This is a genomic window from Cribrihabitans pelagius, from assembly GCF_048820915.1.
GTDB classification, from domain to species: domain Bacteria; phylum Pseudomonadota; class Alphaproteobacteria; order Rhodobacterales; family Rhodobacteraceae; genus Cribrihabitans_A; species Cribrihabitans_A pelagius.
The window spans coordinates 1-14,972 of record NZ_JBMERR010000008.1 but is presented as its reverse complement, the minus strand read 5'-3'; the positions used below and the strand labels follow the sequence as shown (position 1 = coordinate 14,972).

The 14,972-nt window shown below is 64.4% G+C and carries 12 protein-coding genes; 8 read left to right on the top strand and 4 right to left on the bottom strand.

Annotated features, from left to right (window positions below):
* Positions 1-26: 26 nt before the first annotated feature.
* The 4 genes from ACOHX0_RS08815 (at position 27) to ACOHX0_RS08800 (ending at position 4,751) form a co-directional block, all read left to right on the top strand.
* On the top strand, positions 27-2,093 hold the full coding sequence (locus ACOHX0_RS08815) for an oxidoreductase (RefSeq protein ID WP_420676307.1): 2,067 nt from the start codon (positions 27-29) through the stop codon (positions 2,091-2,093).
* 8 nt (positions 2,094-2,101) lie between these two features.
* Complete coding sequence (locus ACOHX0_RS08810) at positions 2,102-3,301, top strand: aromatic ring-hydroxylating oxygenase subunit alpha (RefSeq protein ID WP_420676306.1); 1,200 nt, start codon at positions 2,102-2,104, stop codon at positions 3,299-3,301.
* Between the two features lie 224 nt (positions 3,302-3,525).
* Positions 3,526-4,089 carry a carboxymuconolactone decarboxylase family protein gene (locus ACOHX0_RS08805; RefSeq protein WP_420676305.1) on the top strand — a complete coding sequence of 188 codons (564 nt, stop codon included), beginning with the start codon at positions 3,526-3,528 and terminating at the stop codon, positions 4,087-4,089.
* A 68-nt stretch (positions 4,090-4,157) separates the two neighbouring features.
* Positions 4,158-4,751 (top strand): TetR/AcrR family transcriptional regulator, encoded by a 594-nt coding sequence (locus ACOHX0_RS08800; protein WP_420676304.1) that lies wholly within the window; start codon positions 4,158-4,160, stop codon positions 4,749-4,751.
* 84 nt (positions 4,752-4,835) lie between these two features.
* Here ACOHX0_RS08800 and ACOHX0_RS08795 read toward each other — a convergent pair whose 3' ends face one another.
* From ACOHX0_RS08795 to ACOHX0_RS08780, 4 genes are all read right to left on the bottom strand, one after another.
* A complete protein-coding gene (locus ACOHX0_RS08795) occupies positions 4,836-5,660 on the bottom strand; it encodes a DUF481 domain-containing protein (RefSeq protein ID WP_420676303.1) in 825 nt (274 codons plus the stop codon).
* A gap of 522 nt (positions 5,661-6,182) precedes the next feature.
* Positions 6,183-7,226: a succinylglutamate desuccinylase/aspartoacylase family protein gene (locus ACOHX0_RS08790; protein WP_420676302.1), complete on the bottom strand. Its 1,044-nt coding sequence runs from the start codon at positions 7,224-7,226 to the stop codon at positions 6,183-6,185.
* Entirely contained in the window at positions 7,226-8,131 is a 906-nt protein-coding gene (gene rimK / locus ACOHX0_RS08785; RefSeq protein ID WP_420676301.1) for a 30S ribosomal protein S6--L-glutamate ligase, read from the bottom strand. The genes ACOHX0_RS08790 and rimK overlap by 1 nt, the downstream gene beginning before the upstream one ends.
* A 1,725-nt stretch (positions 8,132-9,856) precedes the next feature.
* Positions 9,857-10,762: a LysR family transcriptional regulator gene (locus ACOHX0_RS08780; RefSeq protein WP_420676300.1), complete on the bottom strand. Its 906-nt coding sequence runs from the start codon at positions 10,760-10,762 to the stop codon at positions 9,857-9,859.
* Positions 10,763-10,909: 147 nt separating this feature from the next.
* Here ACOHX0_RS08780 and ACOHX0_RS08775 point away from each other — a divergent pair, with 147 nt between their 5' ends.
* From ACOHX0_RS08775 to speB, 4 genes are read left to right on the top strand one after another with little or no spacing between them, the layout of a single operon-like run.
* Entirely contained in the window at positions 10,910-11,926 is a 1,017-nt protein-coding gene (locus ACOHX0_RS08775; RefSeq protein WP_420676299.1) for a TRAP transporter substrate-binding protein, read from the top strand.
* Between the two features lie 53 nt (positions 11,927-11,979).
* A complete protein-coding gene (locus ACOHX0_RS08770) occupies positions 11,980-12,588 on the top strand; it encodes a TRAP transporter small permease (RefSeq protein ID WP_420676298.1) in 609 nt (202 codons plus the stop codon).
* Positions 12,585-13,865, top strand: coding sequence for a TRAP transporter large permease (locus ACOHX0_RS08765; RefSeq protein WP_420676297.1), 1,281 nt, complete (start codon positions 12,585-12,587; stop codon positions 13,863-13,865). The genes ACOHX0_RS08770 and ACOHX0_RS08765 overlap by 4 nt, the downstream gene beginning before the upstream one ends.
* Before the next feature lie 18 nt (positions 13,866-13,883).
* Positions 13,884-14,849 (top strand): agmatinase, encoded by a 966-nt coding sequence (speB, locus tag ACOHX0_RS08760; RefSeq protein WP_420676296.1) that lies wholly within the window; start codon positions 13,884-13,886, stop codon positions 14,847-14,849.
* Positions 14,850-14,972: the final 123 nt, after the last annotated feature.

Sequence of the window (14,972 nt, the reverse complement as noted above, 5' to 3'; positions counted from 1 at the left end):
CCAACTCACGCAAAGGATGCGCGGACATGTCAGGCGCTCACGGCTATTCGCTTCTCTTCGAGCCGGTGCAAATCGGTCCCGTCACCGCGCGGAACCGCTTTTACCAGGTGCCGCATTGCAACGGTCTCGGCCATGTGCGCCCGCAGGCCGAGGCGGCGATGCGGGCGATGAAGGCCGAAGGCGGCTGGGCCGTGGTCTCCACCCAGGAGACGGAGATCCACCCGACCTCGGACCTTGGGCCTTATGCGGAAAACCGGCTTTGGGACGCGCGCGACATCCCGGCGCTGCGGCTGATGACGGAACAGGTGCACCGGCACGGCGCGCTGGCGGCGATCCAGCTGGCGCACAACGGCCATCACGCGATGAACCACCTGACCCGCGCCCCGGCGCTGGCGCCGTCGGACATGCCGATCGACCAGGTCTACCCGAAACAGGCCCGCGCCATGGACAAGGAGGACATCCGCAACCTGCGCCGCTGGCACCGCGCCGCCGCCCGCCGCGCGCGCGAAGCGGGGTTCGACATCGTCTACGTCTACGCGGGCCACCAGATGACCCTGCCGCAGCACTTCCTGCTGCCGCAGTACAATTCCCGCAACGATGAATACGGCGGCTCGCTGGAGAACCGGCTGCGGCTGACCCGCGAGCTGCTGGAGGAAACCCGCGAGGAGCTGGACGGCCGCTGCGCCGTCGCCTTCCGCTTTGCCGTCGACCAGATGATGGGCGCAGACGGCATGCAGGCGGCGGAGGAAGGCCGCGCGGTGGTGGAACTGCTGGCGGAGCTGCCGGACCTGTGGGACGTGAATGTCTCCGACTGGAGCAACGACAGCCAAACCACCCGCTTCCAGCCGCAGGATGGCTTCCAGGTGCCTTACATGGAGTTCGTGAAGCAGGTGACCAGCAAGCCGGTGGTGGGCGTGGGCCGCTTCACTTCGCCCGACCTCATGGCCTCGCTGGTCGGCAAGGGCGTGCTGGACCTGATCGGCGCGGCGCGGCCTTCGATTGCCGATCCGTTTCTGCCGAAGAAGATCGAGGACGGCCGGATCGAGGAAATCCGCGAGTGCATCGGCTGCAACATCTGCGTTTCCGCCGATACGCTCGGGGTGCCGATCCGCTGCACCCAGAACCCCACAATGGGCGAGGAATGGCGCCGCGGCTGGCACCCCGAGGTGATCGCCCCCAAGCGGCAGGACGCGCAGGCGCTGGTGGTGGGGTCCGGCCCGGCGGGGCTGGAATGCGCGATGCAGCTGGCGAAGCGCGGCTACGAGGTGACCCTGGCCGAGGCGGCAGACGAATTCGGCGGCCGGGTGCGAAAGGAGAGCCGCCTCAAGGGCCTGGCCGCCTGGCAGCGCGTCGCGGACAACCGGCTGTGGGACCTGCAGCAGCGCGCCAATGTGCAGATGTTCACGGCAAGCCCCCTGACGGCCGCCGAGGTCGCGGATCTGGCGGTTTCGAATGTCTTCATTGGCACCGGCAGCCACTGGCGGCGCGACGGCCGCGGCCGCTCCTCCAAGGCTCCCTTGCCGCTCGACGGCCTGCCGGTGCTGAGCCCGGATGACATCATGGCGGGCACCCTGCCGCCCAAGGATGGCCCGGTGCTAATCTATGACGACGATCAGGGTTACATGGGCGGCGTGCTGGCCGATCATCTTTCCGCTGCGGGGCACCAGGTAATGCTGGCAACGCCGGGCGCCGTGGTCTCGGCCTTCACCGATTACACGCTGGAGCAGTCAAGGGTGCAGCGCGGCCTGATCGAGGCGGGGGTCGAGATCATCCCCCTGCATCTGCTGCACTCGGCCGATGCCTCCGGCGTCACTCTGGCCTGCGCCTATACCGGACGGACGCGGCAGATGGGCTGCGCCAGCCTTCTGACGGTAACCGCGCGCGGCCGCGACACCGCGCTGTTCGACGCCTTGCGGGCCGAATACCCCCGCCGCTTCACCACGCTCGAGCTGATCGGCGACGCCGCCGCACCGGGGCTGATAGCCGATGCCGTCTATGCGGGTCACATGGCCGCCCGCAACTTCCAACGCGACCCCGCGGCGGCAGAGGCCGAATGGTTCCGCCGCGAAATGATCTCTCTGACTGACACGTGAGGTGCGAGATGCCCAAAGATGACCTGCAAGTGATGCGCGAGCTGATCGAAAGCCACCGCGAGGGCTTTGCCCTGGAGCGGCATTTCTACAGCTCGCAGGCGGTTTATGACAACGATATCAAAGCGTTCTGGAACCGAAACTGGATCTGGGCCGGCCATGTCAGCCAGATCCCGGAGCCGGGCGATTATTTCTTGTTCGACTACGGGCCGGAATCCATCATCGTGGTGCGCGACCGCGCAGGCGAGGTGCGGGCGCATATGAACGTCTGCCGCCACCGCGGCTCCCGCGTGTGCTTGGAAAAGCAGGGCACGGCGCGGGTGTTCTCCTGCCCCTACCACGCCTGGACCTTCGGGCTGGACGGGCAGCTGCGCGGCGGCCGGGCCATGGGGCCGGAATTCGACCCGGGCGAATACGGGCTGTTCCCGGCTCAGGTGAAGATTTTCGAAGGGCTGATCTTCATTTGCGCCGATGAAACCGCCCCCGATCTGGACGCAGGTCTTGCCCGTATCGCGCCGCTGGCCGCGCCGATGCAGCTAGAGAACCTCAGGCTCGCGCATGAAGCCACCTACCCGGTGCCTGCGAACTGGAAGCTGGCGGTGGAGAACTACCTGGAGTGCTACCACTGCGCGCCCTCGCATCAGGAGTATTCGCGCAGCCATTCGCTGAAGGACCCGGCCGATGTGGAGAAATACGCCGCCGCGCTGCAGACGCGCTCCGAAAACATCGGCCTGCCCTCAGGTGAAGTGGACCTGACCGGCGCGGAAGCCCCTGCCCCCGGCGCCGATGTCTACTGGCGCCGCTACCCGCTGTTCCCCGGCTACAATACCGGCAGCCGCGACGGCGCCCCGCTGGCCCCGCCCCTGGGCAGGCTCTCGGGCCATGACGGCGGTGCCACCGACCTCACCGTGGGTCTGCTGAACTATTTCCTGATCTACGCCGACCACCTGGTCGGCTACCGCTTCGTGCCCCGCTCCCTGCAGGAGACCGACATTCAGATCGCCTGGTATGTGCGCGGCGACGCCGAAGAAGGCCGCGACTATGACAAGGAAGCGCTCACCTGGCTGTGGCATGTCACCTCGAAAGACGACGAAAAGATTATCCGCCACAACCAGGAAGGGGTAAATTCGCACCGCTTTGTGCCCGGGCCTCTGGCCAGCATGGAATGGGGCATCGCCGGTTTCTACCGCAATTACTTCCAGATGATCTGACCCCTCCCCTGCGGCCCGGCGCGCGCCTTTCCACTGCGCCGGGTCGCTCCCGCGCCGCCGCCTCACGTTTGAGTGATCGCTCAAATTCATCCCTTGTGCGGCGCCGGTGTCTGCCTATCTCCCGGTGAGTGCAGCCAACCCGCCCGGCCTGCACGCGAGAATTCCACCACCCGGCCCAAGGCTCCTGCCTGGCCGGGTGCAACCTTGCACCGAAGGAGAGAGACATGACGGACTTCACCCTGCACACCGAAGACACCGCACCCGACGATGCCAAGCCGCTGCTGGCCAAGAGCAAGGCCGCCGTCGGCTTTGTGCCCGGACTGCATGCCGTGATGGCGGAGTCGCCGGAGCTGCTGGAAGCTTACCAGCGCGTGCACGAGCTGTTTCAGAACTCCAGCCTCGACAAGGACGAGCTGACCGTGGTCTGGCAGACCATCAACGTCGAAAACGAATGCCACTACTGCGTGCCTGCCCATACCGGCATCGCCAAGAGCATGGGCGTGGATGACGCGATCATCGACGCGCTGCGCGAGGGCAAGCCGCTCGCCGATCCCAAGCTGGAAGCGCTGCGCGGCTTCACCCTGAAGGTGATCCGCAACCGCGGCAACCTCTCCGAAGACGACGTGCAGGCCTTCCTGGACGCAGGCTTCAGCAAGCGCAACATCCTTGAAGTGATCCTGGGTTACAGCCAGAAGATCATGTCGAATTATACTAACCACCTGGCCGACACCCCGGTCGACAAGGTATTCGAGAAGTTCGCCTGGTCGAAGGAAGACAAGGCGGCCTGACAGCAGACGCTGAGACAATGGCTGCTGCCCCGCACGGGGCCGCACGCCGCGAACCAAGGAGACGCCCGATGCCCCGCGCCGCCCCCTATGACCGCGATACGGCGCTGGAGGCCGCCATGCTGCTGTTCTGGCGCAAGGGGTTTCACGCGACCTCGCTGAAGGACCTCGAAGCGGCACTGCGCCTGAAACCGGGCAGCATCTACGCCGCCTTCCAGAGCAAGGAAAACATCTGCCTGCTGGCGCTTGAGCGCTATTTCGAGACCGCCCGCAGCCAGTTCCGCGCCCGCATCGCTGCCGCACCTTCGCCGCTGCAAGGGCTGGCGGACAACCTGCGGGGCTTTGCGGAACTGCCCGCGGAGGACCGCTTGCGCCAGGCCTGCATGCTGGTCTGCACCGCGCTTGATACCCGCGGCACGGTGCCCGCCATCGCGGCCCGCGCGCAGGCCTGCCTCGACGCGATGCTGGACGAGATCACCGCCGCCTTCACCGCCGCCCAAGACCAGGGCGAGCTGCCCGCGGCGGCCGATCCCGCCCGCCTTGCGCGCCGCTACCAGGCCAATCTCACCGCGCTGCGGCTGGAGCTGCGTGGGGGCGCGGACCCCGGTGTCCTGCGCGACCTGGCCGAGGACATGGCCCGGGAGACCCAAGCCTTGCGGCATTGAGACCCCTGCACCGGTCCGCGCCGCCCGCCGGCACAAAAAGGGGGCGGATCGCTCCGCCCCAATTTTTCCGAGGAATTTGCAGGATCAGAACCCGTAGATCAGGGACACACCCAACTTGTTATCGGTGCTTTTCAGACCCGGCAGCGGATCGCTGTCCCAGTCCGTGCGGCAGGAAACGCGGGTCGCCCACCGGCCGGTCACCTTGAAGTTCACGCCGAGGTCATTGGTGACCACTGTGTCCTCGTCAGAGAACGGCACATCGGTGTCCATTGTCAGGTTCACGCCTTCGCTGAAAGCGAAGTAGTAGCGTGAACCGGCGATACCTGCGGCTTCGGTATTGTCCACGCGCAGCTGGTCCTCGATGTAGCGCACGCCGGGGCCTGCCTGCACCCGCCAGGTCTGGTTCTGCCGGTTAATTATGCGGTAGCCGGGTCCAACACCCACGAAGGCGTCCAGACGGTTGGAGTCGAAGTCGTCGTAGCGCACCGAGCCCAGTCCGAACAGGTAGAAATGCTCTGTGATGTAGCGGTTGACGTCATAGGTGGCGTAGACCTCTTCCTTGTTGCGCACGTCGTTGTCTTCGGAGAACTCTCCTGCGAAACCAAAGGTATGGTTCCAGAGCCCGTTGCCGTAGCGCAGCCGCCCTGCGAGATCCAAGTCAGCCGTGTCGGTGTTGCCAGTGGTGCCGGAGAAGCCGAACGAGAGACCGCCGGTCCACCCTTGCGCGTACTGGTTGGTGCCGTACCGCTCCCGGTCCTCGCCCTCTTCCAGTTCTTCCGCGACATCTTCCTGAATGTCTTCGATACGTTCATCGAGATCCTCGATCCCGAGAATCGTGCCCTGCGCAAAAACGGGGTGGGCCAACATAAGCGCTGCAAACGAAGCGGCCAAAATGTTGAGTTTGTGCACGGGGAAGTCCTTTCCCACCAGAGGGTCCCTCTTTCCCGGAGGGAGCATGCTGCCAGAAAAATGGATAGGAGAACGGGATGAATGCGTACAAATTAAATTATTCATAGATAAAGCGAGAATTTCTCACCTGAAACTGAGGCTAGCCTTTTCAGGAACTTCCCGGCTCAGCTGGCCGCCATGGCGCCTCTGCCGAAACGGCGGCGCCGAAAGCCCCGCCCAATTGTTGTATTATTGCTACAGTTGCGGCGGTGGCGGCCCAGATCGGACACGGTGAGGACACCGCGAACCCCTCCCAGACCTTCGGCACCGTTGGCCTCTGCGGCCGGAACCGCGGGCGACCGGCGGCGGGAGGCTGCACCGACACTGCCTGTTTCACACGCAGGGCTGCGCGGCGGCGCGCGGGAGGCGGGACCTACAGGCCGCAAAATCCGCATGCCGGCAATACATGTCCGAAGTGCTTACAGAGGAGGACAGGCAGAGGGAACCAGGGATGCCGCTGCCAAGGGGAGCAAGGGTCGAAGGCTAGATGATCTCATCCTCGTAGAACATCGGATCATCCGTCAGCTGCGCGTTCAGGTCCTCCACCGCATCCTCCGCATGGGCGACCGACCCAACGCGGCCAAGGTGGAAGACCGCATCGCCTTCGTTCACCACGGGCATCACTGAACGGCCGACAATGATGCCGCCGAAAGGCGCCTCGATATGCTGTTCCTGTTCCCCGAACGGGTCCGACACCGTGGCGAGGACCTCACCGCGCCGCACCAGTTCACCGTCCGCCTTGTAGATGCGCAACAACCCGCCCATCGGCGCGCGCAGCCATTTGCTGGAGGGGCAGAACTGCGGCGCCGCCTTGGGCTTGGAGATACCCTTGGCCGGCAGCATGCCGAGATGCCGCAGCACCCGCAGAATGCCCGCAACCCCTGCCCTGACGGACAGCTCGTCAAAGCGCAGCCCCTCGCCCGCCTCAAACAGCAGCACGTCCTTGCCCATGTCCTTGGCCGCCTGCCGCAGCGAGCCCTCACGCAGCGCCGAGCGCATCACGATAGGCGCGCCGAAGACTTTGGCCAGCTCCTCCATCCGCGCATCGCCGGGAGAGATCCGCACTTGCGGATAATTGGTGCGGTGGATCGCCGCCGAATGCAGGTCGATGCCGAGGTCGGAGCGGGCGACGATCCGGGTCAGGAACTGATTGGCCAGCCGCGAAGCCAGCGACCCGCCGGCGCTGCCCGGGAACACCCGGTTCAGGTCACGCCGGTCCGGCAAGTAGCGGGAATGGTTGAGAAAGCCAAAAGTGTTGACGATCGGCACAGCCAGCAGCGTGCCCTTGAGCGAGGCCAGCCCCGGCGTGCTCAGCACCCGCCTTATGATCTCCACACCGATCACCTCGTCGCCGTGGATGCCCGCACTCAGGAACACCACCGGGCCGGACCGGCGGCCGTGGCGCACATGCACCGACATGGTGACCGGCGTGTGATCCGAAAGCACGCTGATCGGCAAGTCCACGGTCTGCCGCCCGCCGGGCGCGATCCGCACGCCGCCAATAGCAAAGTCCTCGCGCGGCGCCATCAGCCCTTGCCCTTCGTCTTTGTCTTGCCCTCCTTGGCGTGTTTTTCGAGGTATTCGATAACCATGCCAGCGATGTCCTTGCCGGTTGCCACCTCCACGCCCTCCAGCCCGGGCGACGAGTTCACCTCCATGATCACCGGCCCGTGGTTGGCACGCAGCATGTCGACGCCGCAGACGTTGAGCCCCATGGTCTTGGCCGCGCGCACCGCAATGGAGCGCTCTTCGGGCGTAAGCCGCACCAACTCGGCCGAGCCGCCGCGGTGCAGGTTGGATCGGAACTCGCCCTCCGCGCCGGTGCGCTTCATTGCCGCGACCACCTTGCCGCCCACAACGATGGCGCGGATGTCGGTGCCGCCGGCCTCCTTTATGAACTCCTGCATCAGGATGTTGACGCCGGCGCCACGGAAGGCCTCGACCACGGATTTCGCCGAGCGGTCGGTATCGGCCAAAACCACCCCAATACCCTGAGTGCCCTCCAGAAGCTTGATCACAATGGGCGCGCCGCCTGCCAGTTTCAGCACCTCCCCGGTTTGCTTGGGGTCGTGCGCGAAGGTGGTGACCGGCAGCCCGATCCCGTCCCGCGCCATCAGCTGCATCGAGCGCAGCTTGTCGCGCGAGCGGCCGATGGCGACGCTCTCGTTCAGAGGGAACACTCCCATCATCTCGAACTGGCGCAGCACCGCCATGCCATAGAAGGTGACCGAGGCGCCGATGCGCGGGATCACCGCGTCATAACCCGTCAGCTTCTGGCCGTTGTAGTAGACCTCCGGCCGCCGGGTCGCGATGTTCATGTAGCAGCGCAGCGTGTCGATCATGTCGAGCTCGTGGCCCCGTGCCTCAGCAGCCTCCTTCAGCCGCCTGTGCGAATAGAGCTGGGCATTGCGGGCAAGCATTGCGATTTTCATGATGCCGTTCTCCTGTCCGGGCGGGGTTGAACGCATGCCGGCCGGACACGCCCGAAGGGTCCGGCCGGCATGCGCCTGTTGGGATTCCGCGGCTGGTCCCGCAGGCCTGTCTATCGTGCACCGTGTCCGCGGCAACTGGAAGATGTCTTTTCGTCATTTTCCTTGCAGGACTGGCAGTTGACTGCCGCCCGCAGTCCCATCGCGGGGTTCGGCAGGCCGGCGGCGCGCGGGGTCTTTGATGCGGAACGGTGCTTACGTAACGATGACGTATCCTCCTCGGGGAATAGGGGAAAAGCGCCCGGAGAACGGCGCAGGCAGCCCGGTTGCACAGTGGCAGATGGAGTGAGACAGGGATTTGCGCAGGGAAAGAACGGGGGGTAAGGCGTGGGGGGGTAATCGGTAGCGCGCCGGTCCGGCGGCTGATGGCCGCCCTCTGCGGCCCGGCTCCGATCGTCTGGACCCTGGTGCCGGCCGCATCGCACGTGCCCCAGCAGTCCAGCGCGTTGCAGGACCACTGCAAATGGCCGCCGGGCACGGCCACACTCATGGATCGGGCAAAGACGCGCACTGGGCAATGCACGGGCACAGCCAAAACCGGGCCGACCACGACCGCAGGCAGGCCCTAATCCAGCCGGACCCGCTTCTCCCGGATGCCTGGCACGGCATCGATCCGGGAGAAGCGCGGCAAAATGCTTTCATCGAGAGGTTCACTGGCAGCCTGCCGCGAAAATCCACTCCCGCATCCCCCCTTGCTTTCGGTGGGGATTGCCCCCGCCTGCGGCCGCGCCGGGCTGTGCGCTGCCGACTGCGCCCGCACATCCCTGCGAAGCGGCAAAGGCTGATCCGGGCTCAACGCTCATTTTCACTCCGAACTCGCGCTTGAGCCAAGGGATTCGGAAGCGGGGCCGCCTCGGCCAAGCGGTTTTGCGCGGACTAATTGGTCCGCCAAGACGGTTCCGCCGGTCCGATTTTGACCCGCTCTGCTTGCTGCCGCGGTTTTCGGCTGAGGTCCTTCGGGTATATGCTTCGGTCCGTTGTCAGCGCGCTGGCTGCCAGCATGATGCTGGTTCGATGCGCTTCCGGTGCGCCCCTCTCATTGGCGTGCTTGACGGACGTCAGCGACAGTCCAGACAACCGCTGCCCGGCCGTGGTTTATGAAGCAAACCATGAGAGAGGCATACTTGGAACCGCGTCCTGCGGGGCCTCAAAGGCCTGCCGCAGCGCCCGCCCAGGGTTGGCCTCACCTGCCTTGGTTATGCCGCCGGATTGGATGCGTGAAGGCGTCAATCCGGCCTTGAAGACAAAGGCCCGCTGCAGTCCCCGCTGCGACATTTCCAATGCGACTATGCCCTGTTGAACAGCTTTCCGGGCACCAAAAACGGCGCGGGCCTCCTGTGCCGAAACTGATTTGCAGCGGACCGGGCGGAACCAGCCGAGGTGAAGCAGGCGCGAAATCCACGGCTGACTTTCCGAAAGCGAACGCTCAACAAGGCAGCCACGTATCTACTGAGGCTGCACCGACGCCGGCACCGCTGCAGGAAGCTGCCGCTGCACAGTCATCCGCCCGGCCCGCACCGGAGCCGAAGAAGCCAGATTTCCCGTTACGATGCCCCGCCCGGAAGCTGACCTTCGCCACAAGTGCTTCCTCGAAGTCGCTGTCCAGCTTCAGGAGGGCGCTGCGGAGCCGCCACTTAGAAATCCAGCCTGCCTGTCCGGACGCGCGCTTCATACTATTGGCTGACTTGCGTTGCGGCAGGCGTGTTGCAGATCTTGGGCAAAAAGCTCCACGGCGTGTCTGGGTATAGGAGCACGGCGGGTTGCGAGATAGAAGGTCGAGTTCCATCGTGTTTGGCTGATCCTGATTTCCCGGAGCTTGCCTTCTGCTAACCGTCTGCGGGCAAAATGTGCTGGCAATGGCCCCAGAAAATGGCCCGTTTCGATGAGCATCGCCATGGCTTCCATGTTGGCCACGACGGCCTTGGGTTCAGGTGGTCCGAGGTCGGGCAAGACCAGCATGTCGTAGGACCGCTGGCACAGCTGATACTGCTCAATGGCTTCAAGGCTGATTTCACTTTCCGGAACGTCAAACAGTGGATGCCCCTGAGCGCAGTAGAGTCTGTGCTCCTCACTGCACAGTTCCACATAGTCCAGTTCCGGCACGTGGTTGCGGAATGGCGCAATTGCGGCGTTCAGATCACCCCTCATCAGCTGCTGCGTCAGTTCCGTGGGTGAGGCGACAACAATTTCCAGCCGGACCTCGTTCGGGCGTGCCAGGAAGCGCTGCAGCGCTTGCACCAGCCCAAGTTCCGCCAGGCTGTTGATCGCATCCACGACCCCGATGCGGAGGTCCCCAACGATCATATCCCGCAACTCCAGCAACTCGGCGTCGAAGTCGCGGGCGCTGCGCAGAATTTCCCGGGCCTTCCGATAGGCAATCTCGCCGCGCTCGGTCAGCCAGAAACCGCCGCGGCCGCGCTCGCAGACCCGGTAGCCTAGCGAGGTCTCCAGGTCGCGGATGCGGACACTGATGGCAGACTGGGTGATCCCCAAAGCGTATTGCGCATCGGAAAACCCGCCGCACTCCACAACTGTCACAAAGGTCTCCAGCAGGGTGTTGCGCAGCAGTTTCAAGTGGTTTCTCCCGGTCCATGTCCTGTGCCGGTTATTACATGAAAATTCTTAATGTGAACATGTCCAGTGCCATATTTCTTCATGCAACGCCCCATGTTCAACTGCCCTCCGACCCCGATCAACCATGCCAACTGGGAGGAGATTCGCATGGCTTTAACCCTGAAAAGCCTGAAAACCACCGCCGCCGCTGCGCTGCTGAGCCTGGCGCCGGCCGCCGTCTTTGCCGAGGACTGGAAGTTCGCGATTGAGGAAATTCCGGGCTCGATCATGGACGCCTATGCGCAGGAGTTCAAAAAGCGCATCGAGACGGCGACCGAGGGCGATGTGACCGTGACCATCTATCCGATGGGCACGCTCGGCACCCCGACCGAAACGGTTGAGCAGGCCGCCGATGGCGTCATCCAGCTGACTAACGTGTCGATCGGCAACCTCGGCACCATCGTGCCGGAAAGCCAGGTGTTCCTGCTGCCTTATCTGCTGCCCTCCGATCCGGCGGCGGTCTCAAAAATCCTCAGCAGCTCGGACACCATCTATGGCGCGCTGAACGCGGATTTCCAGAAACGCGGCCTGGAAGTGATGTCGATGTATTCCGAAGGCCCGCAGGTCTGGACCACCAACCGCGAGATCCGCACGCCGGAAGACTTCGAGAACTTCAAGATGCGGGTGATGGTGTCACCGATCCTGCTGGAGACCTACAAGAACATGGGCGCCAGCCCGACCCCGCTGCCGTTTGGCGAGGTGTTCGGCGCGCTGCAGCTGGGCGCGGTCGACGGCCAGGTGAACCCGATCCCGACCATCGAGGAAATGAAGTTCTACGAGGTCACCAGCCACCTGATCTGGGCCGGCGAGCAGGAACTGGTGACCACCGTTGTCGCCGGTTCTGACTGGTTTGCCACCCTGTCACCCGACCGCCAGCAGCTGTTGCGCGGCACCATGGCGGATATGGCCGGCTTCATCGGCGGCGTGGTCTCCGGCTTCAACCAGCAGCGGCTGGACGTGATCAAGGACGCCAAGCCGGACATCGGGCTGGTGGTGCTGACCGAGGAAGAGCGCGACGCCTTCCGCGCCCGCTCGGACGATACCGCGGCGGCCTATGTGGAGACCGCCGGCGCCCGCGGCCAGGAGCTGCTGGATGCGCTGCAGGCGGAGCTGGCGGGCAGCTGAGCCCGCTTCCGGCCCTGCGCGCTTTGCGCGGGGCCAATCCAAGGGAGGATATCATGCTACATGCCAAACCCGCTCCCTTCGGCCTTCTGGGCAAGATTGATGGCGCCGTCGGGCGTGCCGAAGTCTGGATCCTGGGCTGGGGGATCATCCTGATGGCCGGCAACACCATCGCCAATGTCTTTGGCCGCTACGTGTTCAGCCAGTCGATCTATTTCTCCGAGGAGCTGAACGAGTTCCTGATTGTCATCGTCACCTTCATGGGGCTGGGCTATGCCACCCGCAAAGGCATCCATATCCGCATGTCCGCGGTCTATGACGCGCTGCCGGTGAAGATGCGCAAGGGCCTGATGGTGGTGATTGCTGCCACCACCGCGGTGATGATGGGACTGCTGGCCTGGTACGCGCTGGAATATGTTCAGAAGGTCGCCAGCCGCGGCCGCATCACCCCGGCGCTGCAGCTGCCGCTGTACCTCACCTACGTCTGGGTGGTGCTCGGGCTGGCGCTGACCGCGCTGCAGTATCTGCTGACCGCGCTGCGCAACCTGAACTTAGCCGAAGCGGAAATCTATGTCTCCTACCTGGAGACGGACAGCTATGAAGACCCGGAAACCGCTGCGGCCATCCAGCGCCATGCAGAGGCTGGCGGGGAGGAGAAATCATGACCGAACTGATGCTTGCCGTGATGATCCTGCTGCTGCTGGCAGGCTTCCCGATGAAGATGCCGCTGATCTCGGCCGCGGTTCTGGGCTTCCTCGTCTACTTCCCGGACATGAGCCTGCAGATCCTGATCCAGCAGATGATCGGCGGCGTGAAGCCCGCGGCGCTGATTGCGGTGCCGATGTTCATCCTGGCCGCCGATATCATCACCCGCGGCCATTCCGCCAACCGGCTGATTGATGTCGTCATGAGCTTCATGGGCCATATCAAGGGCGGGCTGGCGATCTCCGTGACCTCTGCCTGCGCGCTGTTCGGCGCGGTCTGCGGCTCGACCCAAGCGACCGTGGTGGCGGTTGGCGGCGCAATGCGGCCGCGGATGCTGAAATCCGGCTACAAGGACAGCTTTGCCATCGGGCTGATCGTGAATGCCGCTGACCTGGCCTATCTGATCCCGCCGTCGATCGGCATGATCATCTATGGCGTCGTCTCGGGCACCTCGATCTCGCAGCTGTTCATTGCGGGCATCGTGCCGGGGCTGCTGATCGTGGTGCTGTTCTCGGCCTATTGCATGGTCTACGCCTACCGCCACTACATCCCGGTACTGCCGCGCGAGGGGTGGGGCCAGCGGTTCACCGCCCTGCGCCGGGCGCTGTGGCCGATGGGCTTCCCGGCGATCATCGTCGGCGGCATTTACGGCGGGGTGTTTTCGCCCACCGAGGCCGCGGCAATCTGCGTGCTTTATGCGGCGGTGCTGGAGGTGCTGATCTTCCGCTCGGTCCGCTTGCGCGACCTCTGGGACATTGCGCTGTCGACCGGAGCGATCACCTCGGTGGTGTTCATCCTGATCGCGGCGGGTGCCGCCTTCAGCTGGACGCTGAGCTTTGCACAGGTGCCGCAGCAGATCATCGCGTCATTGGGGCTGGAAGAGGCCGGGCCGCTGATGGTGCTGCTGGCGGTGAACCTCGCCTTCTTTGCCGGCTGCATGTTTGTCGACTCGATTGTGGTGATCCTGATCCTGGTGCCGATCTTTGCCCCGATGATCAAAGCCGCAGGTCTGGACCCCGTGCTGGTCGGCGTGCTGATCACCCTGCAGGTCGCCATCGGTGCCGCAACCCCGCCGTTCGGCTGCAACCTGTTCACCGCCATCGCGGTGTTCCGCCGCCCGTTCGTGGAGGTCGTCCGGGGCGTGCCGCCCTTCCTCATCATCCTGCTGATCGTGACCGGTCTCTTGGTCGCCTTCCCGCAAATCGCCCTGTTCCTGCCGGAACTGGCCTATCGTTAAGAAAAACGGAGAATCCATATGTCTGCACACGGTTACGAATCCGGCCGCCTGAACCTGCCTTTTGTCGGCATCGCCACCTTCGGCAAGAAACCCTATGTCGAGGATTGGGACACCATCGACGCCGACGTTGCGATCCTGGGCGCGCCGTTTGATTTCGGCTGCCAGTTCCGCTCCGGCGCGCGATTTGGCCCGCGGGCGGTGCGCGAGGCCTCGACACTGTTCAGCTTCGGCCATGCCGGCGCCTATGACCACGAGGATGACGCCACCTATCTGGGCGCGGACGTTCGGATTGTCGATCTGGGCGACGCCGACATCATCCACACCAAGACCGAGGAAAGCCACGCTAACATCGAATACGGCGTGAAGAAGATCCTCGATGCGGGCGCCATTCCAGTGACCATCGGCGGCGACCACTCCATTAATATCCCCTGCATCAACGCCTATGCCGAGGATTGCGCGAAGAAAGGCCCGATCCATGTGGTGCAGATCGACGCTCATCTGGACTTTGTCGATGAACGCCACGGCGTCACCGACGGCCACGGCAACCCGATGCGCCGCGCGATCGAAAAGGACTATGTCGCCGGCATGACCCAGCTGGGCATCCGCAACGTCTCCTCCACCGCCCGCGAAGGCTATACCGACGCGCGCGCGCGCGGCTCCGACATCCTGTCGGTGCGCCAGGTGCGCAAGCTGGGCACGGACGCGGTGCTGGAGCGCATCCCCGAGGGCGCGCGGTATTACGTGACCATCGACATCGACGCCTTCTGCCCCTCGATTGCCCCCGGCACCGGCACCCCCAGCCATGGCGGCTTCCAGTATTACGACGTGCTGGAGATCCTGCAGGGCCTCGCCAAGCGCGGCGATGTTGTGGGGATCGACCTGGTGGAGGTCGCCCCGGCCTACGATCCCTCCGAAAGCACCCAGATCCTGGCCGCGCAGCTGTTGCTGAACTTCATCGGCTTCATTTTCCACAACAAGTCCTAGGGTCAGGACCCATTGATTTTCGGCTATCGGTATGATTCACGGCTCGAAAACGAGCGGTGACCATGTCTGATCTTTTCTGGCTAACTGACGCGCAGATGGCGCGCCTTGAGCCTTTCCTCCCCA

What these genes read in the sequence shown, in the direction of transcription:
- ACOHX0_RS08775 (WP_420676299.1), top strand. Translation starts at nt 10,910, where the DNA reads ATGGCTTTAACCCTGAAAAGCCTGAAAACCACCGCCGCCGCTGCGCTG.
- ACOHX0_RS08810 (WP_420676306.1), top strand. Translation starts at nt 2,102, where the DNA reads ATGCCCAAAGATGACCTGCAAGTGATGCGCGAGCTGATCGAAAGCCAC.
- ACOHX0_RS08770 (WP_420676298.1), top strand. Translation starts at nt 11,980, where the DNA reads ATGCTACATGCCAAACCCGCTCCCTTCGGCCTTCTGGGCAAGATTGAT.
- ACOHX0_RS08790 (WP_420676302.1), bottom strand. Translation starts at nt 7,226, where the DNA reads ATGGCGCCGCGCGAGGACTTTGCTATTGGCGGCGTGCGGATCGCGCCC.
- ACOHX0_RS08815 (WP_420676307.1), top strand. Translation starts at nt 27, where the DNA reads ATGTCAGGCGCTCACGGCTATTCGCTTCTCTTCGAGCCGGTGCAAATC.
- ACOHX0_RS08800 (WP_420676304.1), top strand. Translation starts at nt 4,158, where the DNA reads ATGCCCCGCGCCGCCCCCTATGACCGCGATACGGCGCTGGAGGCCGCC.
- ACOHX0_RS08765 (WP_420676297.1), top strand. Translation starts at nt 12,585, where the DNA reads ATGACCGAACTGATGCTTGCCGTGATGATCCTGCTGCTGCTGGCAGGC.
- rimK (WP_420676301.1), bottom strand. Translation starts at nt 8,131, where the DNA reads ATGAAAATCGCAATGCTTGCCCGCAATGCCCAGCTCTATTCGCACAGG.
- speB (WP_420676296.1), top strand. Translation starts at nt 13,884, where the DNA reads ATGTCTGCACACGGTTACGAATCCGGCCGCCTGAACCTGCCTTTTGTC.
- ACOHX0_RS08805 (WP_420676305.1), top strand. Translation starts at nt 3,526, where the DNA reads ATGACGGACTTCACCCTGCACACCGAAGACACCGCACCCGACGATGCC.